The sequence below is a fragment of the Streptomyces sp. NPDC058335 genome (genome assembly GCF_042723915.1).
Classification (GTDB): domain Bacteria; phylum Actinomycetota; class Actinomycetes; order Streptomycetales; family Streptomycetaceae; genus Streptomyces.
The window spans coordinates 453,533-475,988 of record NZ_JBHXHX010000005.1 but is presented as its reverse complement, the minus strand read 5'-3'; the positions used below and the strand labels follow the sequence as shown (position 1 = coordinate 475,988).

The window sequence follows — 22,456 nt, the reverse complement described above, 5'->3', positions numbered from 1 at the left end:
CGGACGCTTCCTTTGTACTCACCCGAGAGACTCTCTCAGGCTTTCCTCCGGGCGCTTCCCTTCGGTCTTGCGTTTCCGACTCTATCAGACCGTTTCCCGATCCGATTTCCTCGGTGCTTTCCAGGTTCCCGCTTTTGTTTCGCGGTTTCCCTTTCCGGCGGTTCCGACTCTATCAGATCCTTTCGGCGCTGATTCCCCGTCAGAGGGGGGTTGCCTTCCCGGCTGTTGGGCCGTTCCGACGTCTCAAACCTTAGCGGATCCTCCCCGGCGAGCGCTAATCGAGCTGCCGGGCCCAAATCGAATTGAATTCGGGCACGCCGAATTACAACCCCGCTGGGAGATCTTGCTTTGGTTTGAGTGCCGCTACCGCGGCGGAGTGCCACCGAAGAACCGTTACGGCTCCGCGGCAACCCGAAGAACTCTACGGACCGAGCAAGGCAGTGTCAAGCGGCCCTGTCAAGATCTTTTAGTCCAGGTCGGTGAGGCGCCCGCCGGCGTCCGGCTGGGCGTGCTCCACCCTGCGGAGCAGCCTGGTCAGGACGTCACCGAGGGCCGTGCGGTCGTCGGCGGAGAGGTCCTGGAGCAGGTCCTCCTCGAAGACCGTCGCCAGTCGCATCGCCTCGAGCCACTTCTCCCGGCCCTCGGTCGTCAGCTCCACGATCACTCGCACACGGTTGGTCTCGTCCCGCTTCCGGGTCACCAGACCTTCCGCGACCATGCGGTCGATCCGATGGGTCATCGCGGCCGGCGTCAGACCGAGCCGCTTGGCCAGTTCGCCGGGGCCCATCCGGTAGGGGGCACCGGAGAGGACGAGGGCCTTGAGGACCTCCCAGTCGGCGTTGCTGATGCCGAGCGCGGCGGTCTGGCGGCCGTAGGCGACGTTCATGCGGCGGTTCAGGCGGGAGAGCGCCGAGACGATCTTCTCGACCTGGGGGTCGAGGTCCTGGAACTCGCGCTGGTAGGCGGCGATCTGCTCTTCGAGGGTCGGCTCGCCGCCGATGCCTGTGCTGCCGGGGGTGTCGCCCATGGACGTCAGTATCGCACGCGGCTCGTTCGCGTTGAAGTTCTTCGGAGTGTACTGTTTAGCTTCGAAATTTATCTTCGAAGTCTTCGGTTCTAAGAGCTGAGACTGACCAACTACCTGAGAGAGGTGAACGTGACCAGGGCCATGGGCGCAGCGATGCGCCGGATCCACGTGGGCAACGCACTCAGCGCGTTCGGGCTCGGCTTCACCGTCCCCTACCTGTACGTCTATGTGGCGCAGGTGCGTGGGCTCGGTGCCATGACGGCGGGGCTCGTCCTCGCCGTGTTCGCCGTGGCCGCGCTGATCGTGCTGCCGTTCGCCGGCCGGGCGATCGTGCGGCGCGGCCCGTTGCCGGTGCTGATCGCCGCCCTGGTCACCGCCGCGCTGGGCGCGCTGAGCCTGGGGCTGGCCGGCAACGCCACCGCCGTACTGGCCGCCGCTGCCGCGCTGGGGGCCGGGCAGGCCGTGATGCAGCCGGCGCTCGCCACGATGATCGTGGACTGCTCCACCACGGAGACGCGGTCGCGGGCGTTCGCGACGCAGTTCTTTCTCCAGAACCTGGGGCTCGGGGTCGGTGGGCTCATCGGCGGGCATCTCGTCGACACGACGCGGGTGTCCTCCTTCACGCTGCTGTTCGCGATCGAGGCGGCGATGTTCCTGCTGCTGGTCGTGGTGATCGCCGGTGTGCGGTTGCCGCGTTCGCCGCGGGTGGAGGGTGTTCCGCGGGGGTCCGCGAAGGGCGGCTGGAAGCAGCTGCTCGGCAACCGGGCCATGGTGCAGCTGTCCGTGCTGGGCTTCGTGCTGTTCTTCGCCTGCTACGGACAGTTCGAGTCGGGTCTCAGTGCGTACGGCGTCGAGGCCGCGGGCATTTCGACGTCCGCGCTCGGGACCGCGCTGGCCGCCAACACCGCGGTGATCGTCGTCGCGCAGTTCGCGGTGCTGAGGTTCGTCGAGCGGCAGAAGCGGTCACGGGTGATCGCGGCCGTGGGGCTGATCTGGGCACTGGCCTGGGCCGTGGCCGGGTACGCCGGGCTCGGGAACGGCAGCCAGGAGATGGCGACGGCCGCGTTCGTGTCCACGTACGCGCTGTTCGGGCTGGGCGAGGCGATGTTGTCGCCGACGGTCGCGCCGCTGGTGGCCGATCTGGCGCCGGCCGGGCTCGCTGGGCAGTACAACTCGGCGTTCGCGCTGGTCAAGCAGTTGGCGCTGGCGGTCGGGCCGGCCGTGGGCGGGCCGATGGGTGCCTCGCTGCACGCGCCGTACATCGTGACGTTCCTGCTGTTCTCGCTGGGGATCACGGTGCTCGCGCTGCGGCTGGGGCGGCAGCTCACCGTCGTACAGGATCAGCCGTGGGTGGCGCGGAAGCGGGTGGTGGCCCGGGGTGGGGCCGCTGTGGAGCCGGTGGCCGCGGAGGCGTGAGGCAGGGGTGGAGGCGGCCGTCGTCGGGAGGCGACGGCCGCCTTTTTCGTGCCGCCGGAGGGTGGCCGTCAGCGGTGGGCCGTCACCAGGGTGGCGGTGAAGGGGAAGGTCGTCGTGTCGGCGGGGAGGGCTGCGCGGATGGAGTCGGCGGCTCGGGTGAGGGCTTCCTCGCCCGCGGTGTCGATGATCGTCTGGCCCCAGGGGATCGCGGAGAGGTGGCCGCGGACGTAGTCCTGAAGCGGGGGGAGGGTGACGGGGAAGGTGAGTTCGCGGCGGGTCGGCCGGCGGAAGCCCGCGTGGTCGAGGGCCGTGGTGAGGCGGTCGGCGCTGTGGAAGGCGGCCCGGAAGACCGCTGCCGTCTCCGGGTCGCCGTACTGCTCGACGGCCCGGAGCTGGGCGACGAAGTAGGGGGAGGCTTCGAGGTTCGACCAGACGGTGGCGGCGAAGCGGCCCCCGGGGCGCAGGACGCGGGCCGTCTCCCGCAGGGCCGCGTCGAGGTCGGGGAAGAACTGGGCGCCCTGTTGGCAGAGGACCGCGTCGAAGGCCGCGTCCGGATAGGGGAGGTCGTCGGCGGGGGCGGTGGTGAACTCGATGTCGGGATAGAGGCGCGGGTGGCGGTCCACGGCGACCTTGAGCATCGCCTCGTTGGCGTCGGCTCCGGCGACGCGGCCGGTGGGGCCGGCCTGTGCGGCGGCGGCGCGGGCCGCGAAGCCGGTGCCACACGCGAGGTCGAGGACGGTGGCGCCGGGGTAGAGGTCCGCGGCGTCCACGAGTGCGGTCACGAATGGCGCCATGATGGGCGCGACGTAGTGTTCGTAGCGCTCGGGGGCGCTTCCCTTGAGGTGAAAGCCCGTTGCGTCTGCCATGGGGAGCTACTAGCACCGGGGGGCGCGTTCGCCTAGGTGGCGCGCGCGAGGGAATGGGTGTTCGAGGCCTGTTTCAGTCGGTGGGCTTGGGCAGCACGAACTCGCACCACACCGCCTTTCCACCGCCCGGGGTGCGTCTGCTGCCCCAGCTGGTGGCGATCGTGGCGACGATGGCGATGCCCCGGCCGGACTCGTCGGCCGGCTCGGCACGGCGGCGCCGCGGCAGGTGGTCGTCGCCGTCGGTGACCTCGATGATCAGGCGGCGGTCGGTGCGGCGCAGCCGCAGGCGCATGGGCGGGATGCCGTGCTGGAGGGAGTTGGCGACGAGTTCGCTGGTGGCGAGGACGCCCAGGTCGTGCAGCTCGGCGGGGAAGCGCCAGCTGGTGAGGACACCGGAGGCGAAGGCACGCGCGCGGGGGGCCGCTTCGACGCCGCCGAGCAGTTCCAGGGCCGCGTTGCGGAACAGCTCGCTGTCGGGGCCGGTGCGGGCGGGGTGCTGGAGGACCAGGACGGCCACGTCGTCGTCGTGGTCGGCGGTGACGCCCGCCGAGCGGACCAGACGGTCGCAGACCACCTGGGGGGTACCGGTGGCGCCGGCCAGGGCGCGCTCCAGTGCGGCGATGCCCTCGTCGAGGTCCTCGTTGCGCCGCTCGACGAGGCCGTCGGTGTAGAGGACGGCGGTGGAGCCGGGGCCGAGGGGGATCGAGCCGGAGGCGTGCATCCAGCCGCCGGTGCCGAGCGGCGGGCCGGTGGGTTCGTCGGCGCGCAGGACGGTGCCGCTCTCGTCGCGGACCAGGATCGGCAAGTGGCCCGCGGAGGCGTACACCAGCCGTCCCTCGTTGGGGTCGTGGATGGCGTAGACGCAGGTGGCGATCTGGTTGGCGTCGATCTCCATGGCGAGGCCGTCGAGGAGCTGGAGGATCTCGTGCGGGGGGAGGTCGAGGCGGGCGTAGGCGCGGACGGCCGTGCGGAGCTGGCCCATGACGGCCGCCGCGCGGACGCCGCGGCCCATGACGTCGCCGATGACGAGGGCGGTGCGGCCGCCGCCGAGGGTGATGACGTCGTACCAGTCGCCGCCGACGGCCGCCTCGGTGCCGCCGGGGTGGTAGGTGGCGGCGATGCGCAGGTCGTCGGGTTCCTCCAGCTCCTGGGGGAGCAGGGAGCGCTGGAGGGTGACGGCGGTCTCGCGCTGGCGGCGCTCGCTGGCCCGGAGGCGTTCGCCGGCTTCGGCGTGATCGGTGACGTCGGTGGCGAAAACCAGTACGGCGCTCTCGCCATGGTTCTCCGGAACCGGGGTGCAGGTGAAGGTGTAGGAGCGGCCGTCGGGGGCCTTGCGGGACTTCAGGGTGCGGGGCTTGCCGCTGCGCTGGGCCTGGTCGAGGAGCGGCATCAGGCCGAGTTCGCGCAGCTCGGGCAGGGCCTCGGCGGCCGGTTCGCCGATGGGCCGTGCGCCGAAGGCTGCCGTGTAGGCGTCGTTGACGTAGGCGAGGCGGTGGTCGGGGCCGTGGACGAGGGCGACGAGGGCCGGGACGCGGTCGAGGACCTCGCGGGCCGGGAGTTCGTCGACGGCGGGCACCGGGGGCGGCTCGTCGGTGAGTTGTTCGGCACGGGCCGCAGGTACGGAGCGTGGGCCGGAGCCCTCGCTCCGCCGGTCCGTGGTGGTGACCGGGTGCTCGGCTCGCGCGGCGGCGGCGCGGCGCTGCGTTCCGGGGAGCCGGGCGCTCCAGCGCGTGAAGTTCACGAATCCTTGCCTCGTGTAGTCGTCGACGGCCGGCTCCGGGCCCGGCCTGGGCTCCGGGGGCCGCGCGGCGGTGGCCGCACATTGTTACAGCACCCGGGGTGTGGAGCACGTGGAACAGCCTCGGGTTCGGCAGGGGCGGGTGATGGCCCGCCGGGGGCTCGGGAGGGCGATGAGCAGGGAGCAGTCTGGCAGTGCGGCCGCCGTGCGGGCCGGCATTCGTCAGACGTGGGGGCGGCCGGTGGAGTTCCTGGATCGGGTCAGGACGACCCCTTCGGGTCGCCGGGAGAATCGTCAGAAGGCTTTCCACCGGCAGCGAGTTCGAACTCCGCGCGGGGATGTTCGAGAGATCCGAGCGAGACGATCTCCCGTTTGAAGAGTCCCGACAGCGTCCATTCCGCGAGGACGCGCGCCTTGCGGTTGAACGTGGGGACGCGGCTGAGGTGGTAGGCGCGGTGCATGAACCAGGCCGGGTAGCCCTTCAGCTTGCGCCCGTAGACGTGCGCGACGCCCTTGTGCAGCCCCAGGGACGCGACCGAGCCGACGTACTTGTGCGCATACGTCTTCAGGGGCTCGCCGCGCAGGGAGCGGGCGATGTTGTCGCCGAGGAGCTTGGCCTGCCGTACGGCGTGCTGGGCGTTCGGGGCGGTGTCCGTGCCGGGCCGGGCGGCGGTGACGTCGGGGACGGCGGCGGCGTCTCCGGCCGCCCACGCGTGCGTGACGCCCTCGACGGTCAGCTCCGGGGTGCACTTGATGCGGCCGCGCTCGGTCAGGGGCAGGTCGCTGGCGGCGAGCACCGGGTGGGGTTTGACGCCGGCGGTCCATACGACCGTACGGGTGGGGAAGCGGGCGCCGTCGCTGAGGACGGCGACGCGGTCCGCGCACGACTCCAGGCGGGTGCCGAGGCGGACGTCGATGTTGCGGCGGCGCAGCTCACTGACGGTGTAGCGGCCCATGTCCTCGCCGACCTCGGGGAGGATCCGGTCGGAGGCCTCGACGAGGATCCACTTCAGGTCCTCGGGTTTGACGTTGTGGTAGTAGCGCGTGGTGTAGCGGGCCATGTCCTCCAGCTCGCCGAGCGCCTCCACGCCGGCGAAGCCGCCGCCGACGAAGACGAAGGTGAGGGCCGCGTCGCGGATCGCGGGGTCGCGGGTGGAGGAGGCGATGTCCATCTGTTCGATGACGTGGTTGCGCAGCCCGATGGCCTCTTCGACGGTCTTGAACCCGATGGCGAAGTCGGCGAGGCCCGGGATGGGCAGCGTGCGGGAGACCGAGCCGGGCGCCAGGACCAGTTCGTCGTACGTCAGCTGCTGCGGGCCCGTGCCCTCCTCGCCGGTGGCGAGGGTGGTCAGGGAGGCGGTGCGCTTGGCGTGGTCGATGGCGGTGACCTCGCCGACGACGACCCGGCAGTGCGGCAGGACGCGGCGCAGCGGTACGACGACGTGCCGCGGGGAGACCGCGCCCGCGGCCGCCTCGGGCAGGAACGGCTGGTACGTCATGTACGGGTCGGGTGTGACCACGGTGATCTCGGCCTCGCCCCGCCCCAGTTCCTGTTTCAGCTGGCGCTGGAGCCGCAGAGCCGTGTACATCCCGACGTAGCCACCGCCGACAACGAGAATGCGCGCACGTTCCTTCACCATCCCATGACGCACCCGGCGCCGGAGTTTGTCCACAGCCCCGACAATTTGTGTGTCCGCGGGCCGGGCCGGGGCGAGGGCGGCCGAAACGTCGGCGCGGATGGAAGGCGTGCAGGTCAGCGGGTATGCGCCGGGGCGCGGGAAGGGGCATTATCGGGACGTATGCGTCCCGTACTCCGATCGGGGGGCGCTCCGTGCGGAACCTGCCCCTTCTGAATTGACTCCCTCTCAACTATGTTCGTGTGTCGACGGGGTGTAGGGGGAAGCGCTCGTCGGATCCGCGAGGTGCTGCTGACGGCAGGGCCTCATCGGCGGGTCCGGGTCGGTTGTCCCCTGTTCCATGCGCCCCGTGCTTTCCATGGCGGGGAGAGTCTCCGGGGGGAGACGTCATTACCGGGGGAACATTCATGCACATTCAGGACACGCATTGGTCGTCCGCGTCCACGCTTGGACCGGGCGGCATGGTAGGCGCGGCGGCGGGCAACGGACGCGGGGACACCTCGCGGACCACGCCACTGCGCGTGGACGCACAGCGCAATCTGGAGCACGTACTGCGTGCCGCGCGCGAGGTCTTCGGCGAGCTGGGTTACGGCGCGCCGATGGAGGACGTGGCGCGGCGCGCCCGGGTCGGTGTCGGCACGGTGTACCGGCGCTTTCCCAGCAAGGACGTCCTGGTGCGGCGGATAGCCGAGGAGGAGACCTCCCGGCTGACCGACCAGGCCCGGACGGCGCTGGGTCAGGAGGACGAGCCTTGGTCGGCGCTGTCGCGCTTCCTGCGCACGTCGGTGGCCTCCGGCGCCGGGCGGCTGCTGCCGCCGCAGGTGCTGCGGGTCGGCGTCGCGGAGGAGGGCGCGGAGGGCTCGGCCCTCGACGAGGCGCGGGTTCCGCAGCAGCGGAGCCAGCCGGGCGGCGGCGAACTGCGGCTGCTCGCCGACGAGGGTTTGCAGGCCGTCGTGGACGACACGGGGGCCGCGGCACTGCTCGAGGTCGTGGGCCAGCTCGTCGACCGGGCACGGGCGGCGGGCGAGTTGCGGCCGGACGTCTCGGTGTCTGACGTCCTGCTGGTCATCGCCACCGCGGCGCCTTCCCTGCCGGACCCGGCCCATCAGGCGGCGGCTTCGTCCCGACTGCTGGACATCCTGCTGGAGGGGCTGCGGTCTCGGCCGGCTTCTTAGACCGACCGGCAATCGGAGGGCGGTCTTAGGCGCGAAGGGTGGATCGCGGGGTGCTTCGTGGCCCCGCGCGGTAGGCCCGCCCGCCGCGAAGCCGGATGGCGACCGGTCCTGAGGGTGGGTCGTCGGCCGCTTCTTCATGGGGGCTCCCCGGGTTCGCCGGGGGAGCCCCCGCCTGCTTGAGGGTGAGCAGGCGGGGGCAGGCAGGTCGTCCCGTGGGGTGGTTCTCGTTCCGGGCGCGGCCCTCGGCCGGGCGGGGGCCGGGCCGTCAGCGGGGTGCGGGATGGCTACTCGAAAGGGTGATGCGGGGATCCGCGGACCGGGCCGGGCCCTGCCTCTCGTCGACCGTCGAGGCATTCCTCGCATATCAACCGTGGACGTCAACCGGACTGCGCAGAACGCCAGTTGAACCTTCCCCGTCCGAGTGAATTCCAGTGCCGGATGGGAGCAAGTCCCCACGGACGAGTGGACGGCCCGTCCCGCGGGGTTCTGAACAAAAGCCAATATGGCACTCTGACCCGTGGTCGGGACTGGTTCGGCAGGCGGCGGGGGCTTTCCGGGATGAGCGTTGACGGCAGGGACGAGTCACTGGGCGACGGTGACGCGGAGGCCGGTGGCCGGATTTCACCGCAAGTGCCCAGTCAGGGCGGGCGCGCGGGAGTCCCCCAGGGTGGCGACCCCGCCCCGGCCGAGAGCGGTGTCCCGGTCGAGAACAGCGTCCCGGCACAGCGCGACCGGCGCGAGGACAGCGTCCTGCCGCCGCTGCGCGAGGTGCCGCCGGCCGACCCCGACCTCATCGCCCGGATGCGCTCCGGCGACGACACGGCGTACGAGGAGCTGTACCGGCGCCACGCCGACGCCGTGCGCCGGTACGCGCACACCTGCTGCCGGGACGCCCACACCGCCGACGACCTCACCGCGGAGGTCTTCGCCCGCATGCTCCAGGCGGTACGCCGCGGCTCCGGCCCCGAGTACGCCGTACGCGCCTATCTGCTCACCTCCGTACGCCGGGTCGCCGCGGGCTGGACGCAGTCCGCGAAGCGGGAGCAGCTCGTCGACGACTTCGCACTGTTCGCCACGCAGGCCTCCCGCTCCTCCGAGGTGTCCGACGACGACACCCTCGACCTCGGCGCCGACGTACTCGCCATGCACGAGGCCGAGCAGTCCATGGCCATGCAGGCCTTCCGCTCCCTGCCGGAGCGCTGGCAGGCCGTGCTGTGGCACACCGAGGTCGAGGACGAGTCGCCGAGCGAGGTGGCCATGCTGTTCGGCCTCGACGCCAACGGCACCCGCGTGCTCGCCAGCCGCGCCCGCGAGGGCCTCAAGCAGGCCTACCTCCAGGCCCACGTCAGCGCGACCCTGACCAGCGACGAGGAGTGCGCCCACTACGCCGACCAACTCGGCACCTACGCCCGCCGCCGGCTGCGCACCCGCGCCGAGCGGGGGCTGCGCAAGCATCTGGACGAGTGCGCCAAATGCCGGCTGGCCGCCCTCCAGATCGAGGAAGTCGCCAGCGGCATCCCCGCCGTGGTGCCGATCGCGGTCATCGGCTGGTTCGGTGCCGCCGGGTACGCCAAGGCCGTCGCGCTCGTCGCCGGTGGTGCCGGAGCCGGGGCGGCGGGCGCCGCGGGCGCGGCCGCGGCGGCGAGCGGCGGCACGGGCGGGTCGAGCGCCGGCGGCGCGGCCGCCTCGGAGGGACTGGGCGCGCCAGTGAAGGCCGGTATCGCTGCCGGTGTGGTCGCGGTGGCGGCCGCCGTGGTGGCGCTCGCCCTGGTCGGCGACGACAGCCCGGCCGACCAGCCGGTGGCCAAGCCGTCGGTGTCCGCGCCGGTCGTGCTGCCGGAGGAACCGGTGGGCGCGCCCACCCCCACGCCCGAGGAGCCCGACCCGCTGCCCCCGGTGGTCGTCCCGGTGGCGGCTCCCATCCCGACGCCCAGCCCCACGCCCGCGAAGCCGACACGCACGCCGACCCCCACTCCCACCCCCGAGCCGACCCCGACCCCGACGCCCACCCCGACACCGACGCCCACTCCCCCGCCCGCCCCGGCGGTCTACGAGCTGAGCGAGCTGTCCTTCGACGTCAACGGCGACGGCACCGGGCCGGAGATCCGCCTCGGCGCGAGCAGCTGGGTGTGGCAGCGGAACGGCCTGTCCGTCGCCGACCGGGAGTACGCGCGCGGAGTGACCGTGCACGGCGACTCCTCCGTCACGATCGACCTCAACCGCGGCTGCACCGCCTACGACGCTGTGGCCGGCGTCGACGACATGACGCTGAAGCTCGGCAAGGTCGTCTTCGCGGTCTACGCCGACGGGGTACGGCTGTGGTCGTCCGGGACGGTGAAGGGCGGCGACCCCGCCGTGCCCGTCCATGTGAACCTCGCCGGCCGGGAGACCGTCACGCTGGTGGTCGAGCCGCACAACCACCTCGACACGGTGGCGCTGGCGGACTGGGCCGAGTCCAAGTTCACCTGTTCGTAGCGGTTGGGGTGCCTGGAGTGCCGGGTGCCGGTGCCGGTGTCGCGTTGGGGGTGGGTGCCGGTGTCGGTGTCGGTGTCGGTGTCGGTGTCGGTGTCGGTGTCGGTGTCGCCTTGAGGGTGGGTGCCGCCTTGGGGGTGGGTGCCGCGGCCGGTGTCGGGTGTGCGTGTACGGCCTCGGTGAGTTCGCGCAGGGCGCCGGTCACCGTCAGGGCCCTGCCCCGGGCCCTCTCGGCCTCCTGGCGTTCGGCGCCCAGGGCTTCGCGGGCCGCCGCCTCGGCCCGCTCGGCGAGGGCGCGCTGTGGGGCGGGCCGCGGGTGGGGGCCGTACAGCGCGTCGGCGACCGCGAGCAGCCGGGTCGCGCGCGGGAGGTCCCCGAGCCGGGTCAGCAGGCTCGCCGCACCGTCGACGACGGCCGAGAGGACGGCCTCGGCGCAGTGGTCGGCCAGCGCCTGCCGCAGGGTGTCGGCGAGCAGTGCCAGGGCGGGCTCCGGGCCTGACTCCTCGGCGGTGACCTCCGCGTCGAGCATGCCGAGCGCCGCGATGAACTGGGGCGGTGGGGTGCCCGCGTCCGCGGCCACGCGGATCGCGTCGCACAGCTCCCGTGCGTGCGCGGTGTCGCCCTCGTCCACCGCGATCTGGGCGCGCAGCAGGAGTACGAACGCCCGCGCGTCCGCCACGCCGTAGCGCTCGGCCGCGGTGTCCGCCTCGTCCAGGGCGGTGAGGGCGCCGGCCCGGTCGCCCGAGCGGTAGGCGATCTCCGCGAGACGGGCGATGAGGAACGGCGACTCCGCGTAGGCGCCGACCTCGTAGGCGAGCCGCAGCCCCTCCCGGTACTCCCCCTCGGCCTCCGCGAACCTGCCGCGGGCCATCTCCGCCTCACCGGCCGCACTGCACACCTGGGCCCGCATCCACCGGTCGCCGACGCGTCGGCTGAGCACGCGCAGCTCGGCCAGGTCGTCGTCCACGCCGAGCAGCCCGCCGGGGGAGTCGACGACCGCGTGCGTACGGAACATCAGGACGCAGCCCAGTTCCCAGTCGCCGCCGTGGGTCCGGCAGTTGGTCACGGCCGCTTCCAGGAGGCCTCGCAGGTCCTCCGTGTCCCGCAGGTGGAAGGCGGTCAGCGGCCAGATCAGGCCCGGCATGCGGGCCGCCTCCGGGCCACCCGGTTCATAGCGGCTGCGCAGCCGCTGGAGGTACGCGGCCTGACGGGGGTCCGCCGCCACGCCCCTGGGCTCGGACTCGGACAACATGAACAGGTGCAGCATCCGGAGACACATCCGCTGCGTGTGCCGGGGGTGGGTCTCCTCCCCGTCGGGCTCGGCGAGGAAGGCGTCGACGGGATCGACGGCGGCCATACGGGTGGCGAGGTCGGCGGGGACGGTCGGGATGCCTAGGGCATCTGGCGGATTTGGGACGGAGGATGCTGGCGCGGCGGGGGCCGTGAGGTCCGGGCGCGGGGTGGGGAGTCGGTCCAGGACCGCGCCCAGGCGCAGGGTGCGGTCGGTCCAGGCGGCGCCCTCGTAGCGGTAGTTGCGCAGCCACCAGAACCAGCCCATGGCGATGCAGACGGCGGCGGTCGCCTCCTCGTCGCCCGCGGTGAGGCCGCGCTGGATCGCCACCCGGATGTTGTCCAGCTCGGTCTCCAGGCGGGATATCCAGGGGAGTTGCTCCGCGGAGCGCAGCAGGGGATCGGCCCGCTCGACGAGCGCGCGCACCCAGCCCAGATGCCGGCGCTCGGCCGCCGCGCGTACCTCCGGGGTCTCGGCGGCACGCTCGGTGGCGTACTCGTGGATCGTCTCCAGCATGCGGTAGCGCATGCCGTCGCCGCCGTCCCCGGTGCCTGGGGCCGCGACGACCAGGGACTTGTCGACGAGCGCTCCCACGAGGTCGGCGACGGGGCCGGTGCACACGGCCTCCGCCGCCTCCAGGTCCCAGCCGCCGGCGAACACGGACAGCTCGCGCAGCACCGTGCGCTCCGGCTCGTCGAGCAGGTCCCAGGACCAGTCGACGACGGCCCGCAGGGTCTGCTGGCGGGGCAGGGCCGTGCGGCTGCCGGAGGTGAGGAGGCGGAAGCGGTCGTCGAGACGGTCGGCGATCTGACGTGGGGTGAGCAGCCGGAGCCGGGCGGCGGCCAGCTCGATGGCGAGCGGCAGCCCGTCCAGCCGCCGGCAGATCTCCGTCACCGCTTCCTCGTCCCGCGGGGCGGCGGCCGCGTCGGGGCGGACGGTGGCCGCGCGCTCGGTGAAGAGGCGGTACGCCTGGTCGGGGAGGAGGGGCTCGACCGGGCGGACCGACTCGCCGGGCACTCCCAGGGGTTCACGGCTGGTGGCGAGGATCGTGAGCCCAGGGCAACGGGTGAGCAGGGTCTCGGCGAGGCCGGCGGCGGCGCCGATGACATGTTCGCAGTTGTCAAGGATCAGGAGCTGGCTACGCGGGGCGCAGTACTCGACGAGCAGGGCGACCGGGTCGTCCTGCGGGGTCGCCAGGTCGGTGGTCATCAGCACGGTCTCACGCAGACCGAGGGCACTGACCACCGCTCCGGGCACCGCCTCCGGCCGGTCGAGCGACGCCAGCTCGACCAGCCACGCCTGCGGGAGCCCGGCGGCGGCTTCCTCGGCGAGACGGGTCTTTCCTGAGCCGCCCGGTCCGGTGAGGGTGACGAGACGAGCCCTGTGCAATTCGGAACGGATGGCGGCGATCTCGGGTTCCCTGCCCACGAAAGAGGTAAGCCGTGGACGGAGGTTGCCGGTGCGTTCGGGGAGTCGGGGCGGGGTGAGGGGCGTGTCCGCCTTGGCCTGCCGCGGCGGGCTGCCGCCGTGACCGTGGCTTACGCCCTTGCCGTCGAGCAGTTCGGCGTGCAGGGCGCGCAGGGCCGGGCCGGGGTCGGTGCCGAGGCCGTCGGCGAGGGTGCGGCGGGCTGTCTCGTACGCGGCGAGGGCGTCGGCCGGGCGGCCCGTGTCGCGCAGGGCGCGGATGAGGAGCGCGTGCAGCGGTTCGTCGTAGGGGTGCGTGGTGGTCAGTTCCGCCAAGCGGGGTACGGCCTCGTCGGCACGGCCGAGCAGGAGGTCCGCCTCGGCGCGGGTGCGGGACGCCTCCAGGCGCAGGGCCTCCGGGCGGGCGGCCGCGGGGTGGTCGCGGAGGTCGGCGAGAGCCGGGCCGTGCCACAGGGCGAGGGCCTCGTCCAGGGTGCGGGCGGCGGTGGCGGGGTCGCCCTTGCGCAGGGCCTCGGTGCCCTCTCGTACGAGGCGTTCGAAGACGAAGAGGTCGACGTCGTCCTCCGTCGCCGCGAGGCGGTAGCCGCCGGGGGCGGAGGTGACGGTGTCCTTGCCGACGGTACGGCGGAGGCGGCCGATGAGGGCCTGGAGGGCGGCGGGGGCGTCCTGGGGCGGGGCATCGGCCCAGACGTCGGCGATCAGGGTTTCCGGGGTGGCGGGACGGCCCGGGTGGAGGGCCAGGGCGGTGAGGAGGGCGCGGAGGCGGGGACCGGGGAGGGGGACGGGGGTGCCGTGGTCGTCCGCTGTCTGGGCGACGCCCAGGATTCTGTACCGCACGGGGTCATTGTCGCTGGGGTTGTGGGGTGGGGCACGGGGTTTCCGGCGGAGGTGGGGTGACCGGCCGTCGGTGTGACGTGACGGGTCTGCGTGCGGAGGTCGGCTGACGGGCCGTCCGTGGAGAGTGACCGGGGTCGGTGCTGAGGTGCGTGAGTCGCGCGGCCCGGCGCTGCCGGGGTGCCGCCTGCGCCCACCCGTGCCGCCCCAGGCGGCACGCAAGCCCGCAGACGGCGGCCGGTGGCCGGTGATCGGTGGCGGTGGCGGTGGCGGTGGCCGCAGGCCGGTGGCCGGTGGCCGGTGGCCGCAGGCTGGGCGGCCGGGGGGCCGGGGGGCCGCAGGCCGGACGGCGGACGGGTGACCGCAGGCCGCGGGCCGCACGTGGCGACAGTTCCCACAGGCCGTACCGGCAGGAGCAGGCAGACCGCAGGCCGCCCCCTGTGCCGCACACACGCCCGCAGACCTCGGGCAAGTCGCCGCGGCCAAGCCGGATGCCTGGCGTGTCCTCCTCCGCTGCCGGGTCCTACCCCCCGGAAGAGACCGCCCGTCTTTGTGGGGCGATGCCCGAGGGGACCGCGCGGGCTCGGGCCGGGGTGCCTGTCCAGCAGGTGCCTCTGCGGGAGAGGAGGCGGCGGAGCCAGAGTTCCAGGGAGATCAGGTCGGCGAGGCCGTCCAGGGGGAGGGGTTCGCCCGCGGCGGCCGCGCGGAGCGCCTTGCGGACGACGCGGGCCTCGATCAGGCCCGCGTCGGCGAGGAGGGGCGCGTCGAAGAGGGCGATGAGGGGGTCCGCCGCCATGCGCAGGCCCGCGCGGGCCGCGGCGGTGGTGGTGGCCTGGGTGGGCGTGCCCCAGCCGGGCGGGAGGTCGGCCACGCCGGAACTCTTGAGGACGGTGCGCAGGATCGCGGCGCGTGCTCCGGGTTGCACACGCAGGGTCTCGGGGAGCGCGCGGCAGGCACGTACGACCTGGTTGTCGAGGAAGGGCGCGTGCAGGCGCTGGGAGCGGATCTCGGCGGCCTGTTCCAGGACGCGCAGGTCGGCCGCGTGGCGGGCGAGGGCGGCACGCGCGCGGTAGTCGCCGGGACGCTGGCCGGGTCCCCCTCCGGCACGGTGGGCCGTGCTCTGGAGGCGAACCGATACTTCAGCCAGCGCCTCGCCGGTCAGCCACCGTGCCGCCGGGCCGGGCCCGCCCCACGCGAGGGCGGCCAGGGAGGCGCCCACCGCGCCTCCGGGGTCGTCGAAGCGGCGGTGCATCAGCCGTTCGGCGAGGCCGTCCAGTCCCGCCCGGTACGGCGTACGGGCCAGCCGGCGGGCGGCGCCGTACACGCGCGCGGGGACGAGGACGGAGCCGTCCGCCTTGGTGAGGGCGGCGACGGGGCGCACCAGGTGGCGTCGTTTGCGGTCCATGAGGAGGTCGGCGAGGCGGGCCGGGTGGGCGTCGAGGACCTGACGGGCGCCGTAGCCGGTGAAGTGGTCGGCGCTGCCCGCGGCGAGGCGGGCGCGGTGGCGGGCGGCGGTCACCAGGCTGGGGCCGGGTTCGTCGGTCAGCGGGCCGTCCAGGTCGGCGTACGGCAGGGTCTCCTCGCCACCGGTCACGACGACGTGGTGCAGGCGGGGGTTGGCCGCGAGGGTCCCGGCCCGTTCCAGTTCCGCCTCGCGTCCGCCGACGGCCAGGTCGTTGAAGGTGACGGCCAGCAGACGCTCGCCCGCGCCCGTGCCGTGACCGAGGAGCGTGCCGGGCATGCCGGGCAGGCCGGCGGCGAGGAGGGCGAGCGTCCCGGATGCGGGGCCGCCGGACAGGTCGGCGCCGATGCCCGGAACCGGCATCCCGCGCGCGGCGCGCCGCTCCGCGGGTCCCATGCCGGGTACGGGGCCGGGGTCGATGTCGGGGACGTGCCGCGGCGCGGACAGTCGCGCGCGTACCGCCTCGACGAGTGCGTCGCGGACGCCGTCGACCGCGCTGTCCGGGTCCGCCTGGACGGCCGCCACGGCGAGCGACGCCACCTGCTCGTACCCGGCGATCTCGCGGGCACCGGCGCGCAGGATGAGTGCGTGCCCCGGCGGAATGCGTCGTACGCCGTCGTACGGGGTGGAGTCCTGTACGGCGGCCGGTACGTCGGGAGCGGCGAGCAGGGCCGCGAGGTGACCGAAGTCGAGGTTGGCCTCGATGAGGTCGGCCAGTGGCAGCGCGGCCGTCGCGTACGCCGTGCCGCCCGCCCAGGGGGTGTGGAACACCGGGCGGGCGCCCGCGAGATCGCCGCAGACGGTGATGCGCCGGTCGACCTGGACGATCGCGGTGTAGCTGCCCGGCCACGCCGTCAGATGCCGGAGTGCGCCTCCGCGCGCGGCGAACAGGCCGACGCGCAACTGCTCGTCCGTCGCCCCGCAGGTGCCGAGGACCGCGATCCGGGTCCGGGCGTCCGCCCGCACCACGCGCACCTCGTCGGACCGCCAGTCGCCGACCGCCCACAGCGGATCCGGGTCGCCCCACAGGAGTTGGGAGCCGACCGGGTGCAACGTCTCGCCGTCATGGCCGATCCGGCCGCCGTCCTCGGCGGCGTACGTGCCGGGGCCGCCGTACGCCCCCGCTCCCGATGTACCGGGGCCACCGAGGCCGGTGGCCGCGGCGGTGCTGCTCCATCCCACCAACCACCGCATCGACGCCTCCACAGGCTGTGGACAACAGCTGCACCGTCCGAACGGTTCACATGCTGCCACGAAGAACGCACCGCAGAGTGGGGTGACGCCGCGCAGGATCCGCCAAGTGCGCCCGCGCGAGCGCCCCCGCGCCTACCAGGAGGACTGTGTGAACTCCCGCGCGTGGAGCGGCGATGACCGCGTGCACCCCCGCGCGTGCGACGCGAATGCGCCCCCGATACGCTCCCCCAAAACGCCCCGAGCGCCCTGGATTTCCATGGTGGGAGGCGTATTCGCCGACGGAACACAGGGTCGATTTTCAGCCAAATACCGCGCGCGGCCCGGCTGTTCGCACAGGTTCGCACACGCTCCGTCACGCTCGCGCCCTCAACACGGCGCGTCGGTCCGGGAGGCGTCGAACGCCCCCCGGACCGCTCCGCCGCCCGCGGGGATTGTGGCGGCGGTGTCCCCCAGCCCACTGGATCCAGTACAGCGGGCCGACCCACGCACCGCCCATGGAAGCGCTCCCCCGGTGGCCGGAGTAGAGCGCACGGACGGGCGCACGGCCACACGTCGGGAGCACGCCGCAACCGTGCGTATGGGGACCCGTACTTCCGTACGGACCACAATCCCGCCAACCGGAAGAATGCCCCTTAACGCTTGGGATGCGGCGAACTACGCTGGGTTTACGAATGCCGCATGGTTATGCCAGCGCGGCAGCCGTCTGTGTCGAGGGGTGGCGCAATGTCCAGGGAGCAACGCGGGCCGAACGAGAAACTCGGCGCCGTTCTCGCCCTCGCGGGAATCAGCAACGCGGGACTCGCGCGTCGCGTCAACGACCTTGGCGCACAACGCGGGTTGACGCTTCGCTACGACAAGACGTCGGTGGCGCGCTGGGTGTCGAAAGGCATGGTGCCGCAGGGCGCCGCGCCGCACCTGATCGCGGCCGCCATCGGCCAGAAGCTCGGCCGGCCCGTGCCGTTGCACGAGATCGGACTGGCGGACGCGGACCCCGCGCCCGAAGTGGGCCTGGCCTTCCCCAGGGACGTCGGCCAGGCCGTGCGCTCGGCGACCGAGCTGTACCGGCTCGACCTCGCGGGGCGCCGGGCCGGCTCGGGCGGCATCTGGCAGTCGCTGGCGGGATCGTTCGCGGTGAGCGCGTACGCGACGCCCGCCTCTCGGTGGCTGATAACCCCGGCCGACAGTTCGGTGGCGCGCGAGGTGAACTCCGCCGAGGCCTCCGGCGCACCGCTCAAAGTCGGCCACAGCGACGTACGGAAACTCCGGGAGGCCGCCGAGGACGCCAGGCGCTGGGACTCCAAGTACGGGGGCGGCGACTGGCGTTCGTCCATGGTGCCGGAGTGCCTGCGGGTGGAGGCGGCACCGCTGCTGCTCGGCGCGTACTCCGACGAGGTCGGCCGTGCCCTGTTCGGCGCCTCCGCCGAACTCACCCGGCTCGCGGGCTGGATGGCCTTCGACACCGGCCAGCAGGAGGCCGCCCAGCGCTACTACATCCAGGCGCTGCGCCTCGCGCGCGCGGCGGCCGACGTACCCCTCGGGGGATACGTCCTGGCCTCCATGTCCCTCCAGGCGACCTACCGCGGCTTCGGCGACGAGGGCGTCGATCTCGCCCAGGCCGCCCTGGAGCGCAACCGCGGCCTGGCCACGGCCCGCACGATGAGCTTCTTCCGCCTCGTCGAGGCACGCGCCCACGCGCGCGCCGGTGACGCGCAGGCCGCCGGTGCCGCTCTCAAGGCGGCCGAAAGCTGGCTGGAGCGGGCCCGCGACGGCGACCACGACCCGTCCTGGCTGGGTTTCTACTCCTACGACCGTTTCGCCGCCGACGCCGCCGAGTGCTACCGCGACCTGAAGGCACCACGCCAGGTGCGCCGCTTCACGGAGCAGGCACTGTCGCAGCCGACGGAGGAGTTCGTGCGCTCGCACGGCCTGCGGCTCGTCGTCTCGGCCGTCGCCGAGCTGGAATCGGGCAATCTGGACGCGGCCTGCGCGCAGGGCGTACGGGCGGTGGAGGTGGCCGGCCGTATCTCGTCCGCCCGCACCACCGAGTACGTCAAGGACCTCCTGCACCGCCTGGAGCCGTACGGCGACGAGCCGCGCGTGGTCGAGCTGCGCGAGCGGGCCCGGCCCCTGCTGATGACGCCGGCCTGAGCCGGCCGCGCCGGGGGCGCCGCACGGGTTTGAAGGCATTGTCAGTGGCGCAGTGCACTATCGAAGCCGGGAGGTGGTGCAGGTGCGGGCGATCGGCTACGACTGCGACGTGCTGGTGATCGGAGGCGGGATCGTCGGCCTGTCGACGGCGCACGCGATCAGCCGTGCCGCGCCGGGCACCCGCGTGACGGTGCTGGAGAAGGAACCGGGCCCGGCCCGCCACCAGACGGGCCGCAACAGCGGCGTCATCCACAGCGGTATCTACTACCGCCCCGGCTCGCTCAAGGCGCGCTACGCGGTCCGGGGCTCCGCCGAGATGATCAAGTTCTGCGCGGAGTACGGCATACCGCACGCCGTCACCGGCAAGCTGATCGTCGCGACCGACCGCGCCGAGCTGCCGCGCCTGCACGCCCTGGCCCAGCGCGGCCGGGAGAACGGGATCGCGGTGCGCGAACTGGGCCCCGCCCAGATCACGGAGTACGAGCCGGAGGTCACCGGCCTGGCGGCGATCCACGTCGGCACGACCGGCACCTGCGACTTCACCGCGGTCGCGCGGCAGCTCGGCGAGGCCTCCGGCGCGGAGATCCGCTACGGCGCGCGGGTCGTCCGCATCGACCGCCGCCCCGACCGCGGTGTGGCCGTCCGCACCGCGCGCGGGGAGATCGTCCGAGGCCGCGTCCTGGTGAACTGTGCGGGTCTGCACTGCGACGGGATCGCGCGCCTGACCGGCGACGACCCCGAGGTCCGCATCGTCCCCTTCCGCGGCGAGTACTACGAGCTGGCCCGCCAGGACCTGGTGCGCGGCCTGGTCTACCCGGTCCCCGACCCGGCCTTCCCGTTCCTCGGCGTGCACCTCACCCGCGGCCTGGACGGCAGCGTCCACGTCGGCCCCAACGCGGTCCCGGCCCTGGCCCGCGAGGGATACGGCTGGGGCGTCGTCCGCCCGCGGGAGGCCGCGGCGACGGCGGCGTGGCCGGGCGCCTGGCGCCTGGCCCGCCGGCACTGGCGCCATGGCGTCGGGGAGCTGCACCGGTCCCTGTCCAAGCGCGCCTTCGTGGCGGAGGTCCGCCGCCTGCTGCCCGCCGTCCAGCCGCAGGACCTGGTCCGCGCGGCCCCCGGCGTCCGCGCCCAGGCCGTCCGGCGGGACGGCTCCCTGGTGGACGACTTCCTCATACGACAGTCCCCGCGCGCGATCCACGTGCTGAACGCCCCCTCCCCCGCGGCGACGGCCTCCCTGCCGATCGGCCGGGAGGTGGCCCGCAGGGCACTGGCGGCACTGGGGCAGGTGTAGGCGGGTGGCGGCGCGACGGTGATCGCCCCACCCGCGCTCACGCACTCCCCCCCCGTCGGCCCGGCCCACCCCTTCCGACGGCCGTAAAATCGACCGCACTGTGTCTGATTCGCTGAGTACCCCAGAAGCTCCCAGGCCCGCCCCCGGTGATCACCACCCCGGCGAGTCCGTCCGCCGTACCCGTGCCAAGGGGGAGCCGCGCTTTCCCGACGGTCCGAGGGCCGACCCCGCCGGATCGCATTTCGAGCGGCGGATCAGGAGTTTCCAGCCGCGCCGCAGCCGGGTGACCGCGGGACAGGCCGACGCGCTCCAGCGGCTGTGGGCGAAGTGGGGCCTGGACATCGACGGACACAGCGTCGACCTCGCCGACCTGTTCGGCAACGACCGGCCGGTCGTCCTGGAGATCGGCTTCGGCATGGGCGAGGCGACCGCCCAGATGGCCGCCGCCGACCCGGAGACGAACATCCTCGCCGTGGACGTCCACACCCCCGGCCAGGGCAATCTCCTCAACCTCGCGGACCAGACCGGTCTGAAGAACGTCCGCGTGGCCAACGGCGACGCGATCATCCTGCTCCGCGAGATGCTCCCCCCGGACTCCCTCGACGGGCTGCGCGTCTACTTTCCCGACCCCTGGCCCAAGAAGCGCCATCACAAGCGGCGCCTCATCCAGCCGGAGTTCCTCAGCCTGGCCGCGACCCGGCTGAGACCGGGCGCGCTCGTGCACTGCGCGACCGACTGGGAGCCGTACGCGGAGCAGATGCTCGAGGTGCTGACCGCGCACCCCGACTTCGCCAACACGACGGCCGACGGCGGTTTCTCGCCGCGTCCCGACTTCCGGCCGCTGACCCGTTTCGAGGGACAGGGTCTGGACAAGGGTCATGTGGTGAACGATCTGCTCTTCCGCCGCGTACAGCACGAGGGTCGCCGGGATCACTGACCAGCCGTAATTCCCTCCACCACCGTCCTCTCCCTCGTTAGGGTCGATGCCGTGGCCACCAGTTCCCCGTTCCCACCGCTTCCCCCGCACCCGCCGCAGCCCGGCGGCCCGGCCGGGGGCGGTGTGCTGCGGCACGCGCACTGGTGGCAGCACAAGTGGGTCCGTTACGGCGCGCTGATCACGCTGCTCTTCCTGTCGGGGCTGGTGATCCTCGCCCTGGTCCGTGAGCAGACGGGCACGGAGGGGTTCCTGGTCGGACTGGGCCTCGCGGTGCTTCCCGTACCGCTGCTCATAGCCGCGTTCCGCTGGCTCGACCGGGTGGAGCCCGGCCCCTGGCGCAATCTGGTCTTCACCTTCGCCTGGGGCGCGTGCGCGGCGGCGCTGATAGCGATCGTCGCGAACAGCTTCGCGGTCCGCTGGATAGCGACGGCGACGGCCGATCCGGCCCACGCCGACACCCTGGGCGCGACGGTCATCGCGCCCGTCGTCGAGGAGTCCGCCAAGGCGGCGGCCATCCTCCTCGTGTTCCTGTTCCGCAGGCGGGACTTCACCGGGATCGTCGACGGGGTGGTGATAGCCGGGATCACCGCCACCGGCTTCGCCTTCACCGAGAACATCCTGTACCTCGGCAACGCCTTCGGCACCGACCAGCTCACCGGTGACGGCGGCATCGCCTCCGTCACCGTCGCGACGTTCTTCGTGCGGGTCGTCATGTCGCCGTTCGCGCACCCCCTGTTCACGGTCCTGACCGGCCTCGGCTTCGGCATCGCCGCGCTGTCCGGCGAGCGCCAGCGGGTACGGCGCGTGGTGCTGCCCCTGTGCGGCCTGTTCCTCGCGATGCTCATGCACGCCCTGTGGAACGGCTCGGCGACCTTCGGCGACTGGGGCTTCTTCGCCGTGTACGGGGCGTTCATGGTGCCCGCGTTCGGGGTGCTGACCTGGCTGGTGGTGTGGACGCGCCAGCGCGAGCTGGGCACCGTGCGCGACGAGTTGCCCGCGTACACGGCCGCCGGCTGGATCGGCCCGGCCGAGCCGTACGCCCTCGGCTCGATGCGGGCGCGGAGGCTGGCCCGGCAGTACGCCCGCCGTCACCTGGGCAGGCCCGCGGCACGGGCGGTCGCGCAGTACGAGGCCTACGCCACGTCCCTCGCGTTCCTGCGGCACCGCGGGCGGCACGGGCGGGGCGGCACCGACTTCGTCGTTCGGGAACGGGAGTTGCTGAACGAGCTGTGGCGGCGCAGGGAGGTGGCCCGGCCCGCGCTGGAGCACGCGTCCCGGCTGACGGCGCCCGCGCCCCTGCCGGTCTACGGGGCGTACGGCATGCACGGGGGGTACGGGTACCCGATGGGGGCGGCGCACCCGCAACCCGGGTACTACGGGTACCCCGGGCACCCCTCACCCCAGCCGCAGGCCTCGTACACCCCCTACGCCTCGCCGTACCCCCAGGCCTCGTACCCGCAGACCTCGTACCCGCAGACCCCGTACCCGCAGACCCCGTACACCCAGCCCGCCCCGCACCAGCCCTGAGCGCCGTACGACCCGT

13 protein-coding genes are annotated in these 22,456 nt (G+C 73.3%); 7 read left to right on the top strand and 6 right to left on the bottom strand.

Annotated features, from left to right (window positions below; genetic code table 11):
* Positions 1–466: 466 nt before the first annotated feature.
* Complete coding sequence (locus tag ACFWJX_RS12555; RefSeq protein WP_383240790.1) at positions 467–1,027, bottom strand: MarR family winged helix-turn-helix transcriptional regulator; 561 nt, start codon at positions 1,025–1,027, stop codon at positions 467–469.
* Between the two features lie 129 nt (positions 1,028–1,156).
* On the opposite strand from ACFWJX_RS12555, the gene ACFWJX_RS12550 reads away from it, so the two are divergent.
* A complete protein-coding gene (locus tag ACFWJX_RS12550; RefSeq protein ID WP_383240787.1) occupies positions 1,157–2,443 on the top strand; it encodes an MFS transporter in 1,287 nt (428 codons plus the stop codon).
* A gap of 68 nt (positions 2,444–2,511) precedes the next feature.
* Here ACFWJX_RS12550 and ACFWJX_RS12545 read toward each other — a convergent pair whose 3' ends face one another.
* The 3 genes from ACFWJX_RS12545 to ACFWJX_RS12535 all read right to left on the bottom strand — a co-directional run bounded on the left by ACFWJX_RS12545 (position 2,512) and on the right by ACFWJX_RS12535 (position 6,687).
* Entirely contained in the window at positions 2,512–3,309 is a 798-nt protein-coding gene (locus tag ACFWJX_RS12545; protein ID WP_383240784.1) for a class I SAM-dependent methyltransferase, read from the bottom strand.
* 73 nt (positions 3,310–3,382) lie between these two features.
* On the bottom strand, positions 3,383–5,050 hold the full coding sequence (locus tag ACFWJX_RS12540; protein ID WP_383240781.1) for a SpoIIE family protein phosphatase: 1,668 nt from the start codon (positions 5,048–5,050) through the stop codon (positions 3,383–3,385).
* Between the two features lie 257 nt (positions 5,051–5,307).
* Positions 5,308–6,687 (bottom strand): NAD(P)/FAD-dependent oxidoreductase, encoded by a 1,380-nt coding sequence (locus ACFWJX_RS12535; RefSeq protein WP_383240778.1) that lies wholly within the window; start codon positions 6,685–6,687, stop codon positions 5,308–5,310.
* Between the two features lie 404 nt (positions 6,688–7,091).
* On the opposite strand from ACFWJX_RS12535, the gene ACFWJX_RS12530 reads away from it, so the two are divergent.
* Both ACFWJX_RS12530 and ACFWJX_RS12525 read left to right on the top strand, forming a co-directional pair.
* Positions 7,092–7,859, top strand: a complete 768-nt coding sequence (locus ACFWJX_RS12530; protein ID WP_383240775.1) for a TetR/AcrR family transcriptional regulator — start codon at positions 7,092–7,094, stop codon at positions 7,857–7,859.
* A 558-nt stretch (positions 7,860–8,417) separates the two neighbouring features.
* The gene (locus ACFWJX_RS12525; RefSeq protein WP_383240772.1) at positions 8,418–10,334 is read left to right on the top strand and encodes a sigma-70 family RNA polymerase sigma factor; all 1,917 of its coding nucleotides are present in this window, start codon (positions 8,418–8,420) and stop codon (positions 10,332–10,334) included.
* Here ACFWJX_RS12525 and ACFWJX_RS12520 read toward each other — a convergent pair.
* Positions 10,321–13,884, bottom strand: a complete 3,564-nt coding sequence (locus ACFWJX_RS12520) for a BTAD domain-containing putative transcriptional regulator (protein ID WP_383240769.1) — start codon at positions 13,882–13,884, stop codon at positions 10,321–10,323. The two genes, ACFWJX_RS12525 and ACFWJX_RS12520, sit on opposite strands and share 14 nt — an antisense overlap.
* Positions 13,885–14,404: 520 nt before the next feature.
* Positions 14,405–16,537 carry an asparagine synthase-related protein gene (locus ACFWJX_RS12515; protein ID WP_383240766.1) on the bottom strand — a complete coding sequence of 711 codons (2,133 nt, stop codon included), beginning with the start codon at positions 16,535–16,537 and terminating at the stop codon, positions 14,405–14,407.
* 723 nt (positions 16,538–17,260) lie between these two features.
* Here ACFWJX_RS12515 and ACFWJX_RS12510 point away from each other — a divergent pair.
* The 4 genes from ACFWJX_RS12510 (at position 17,261) to ACFWJX_RS12495 (ending at position 22,440) form a co-directional block, all read left to right on the top strand.
* Positions 17,261–18,685, top strand: a complete 1,425-nt coding sequence (locus ACFWJX_RS12510) for an MFS transporter (RefSeq protein ID WP_383240764.1) — start codon at positions 17,261–17,263, stop codon at positions 18,683–18,685.
* Positions 18,686–18,737: 52 nt separating this feature from the next.
* Complete coding sequence (gene lhgO, locus ACFWJX_RS12505; protein WP_383240761.1) at positions 18,738–19,976, top strand: L-2-hydroxyglutarate oxidase; 1,239 nt, start codon at positions 18,738–18,740, stop codon at positions 19,974–19,976.
* Positions 19,977–20,076: 100 nt separating this feature from the next.
* Positions 20,077–20,913, top strand: coding sequence for a tRNA (guanosine(46)-N7)-methyltransferase TrmB (trmB, locus tag ACFWJX_RS12500; RefSeq protein ID WP_383240758.1), 837 nt, complete (start codon positions 20,077–20,079; stop codon positions 20,911–20,913).
* Positions 20,914–20,964: 51 nt separating this feature from the next.
* A complete protein-coding gene (locus ACFWJX_RS12495) occupies positions 20,965–22,440 on the top strand; it encodes a PrsW family glutamic-type intramembrane protease (protein ID WP_383240755.1) in 1,476 nt (491 codons plus the stop codon).
* Positions 22,441–22,456: the final 16 nt, after the last annotated feature.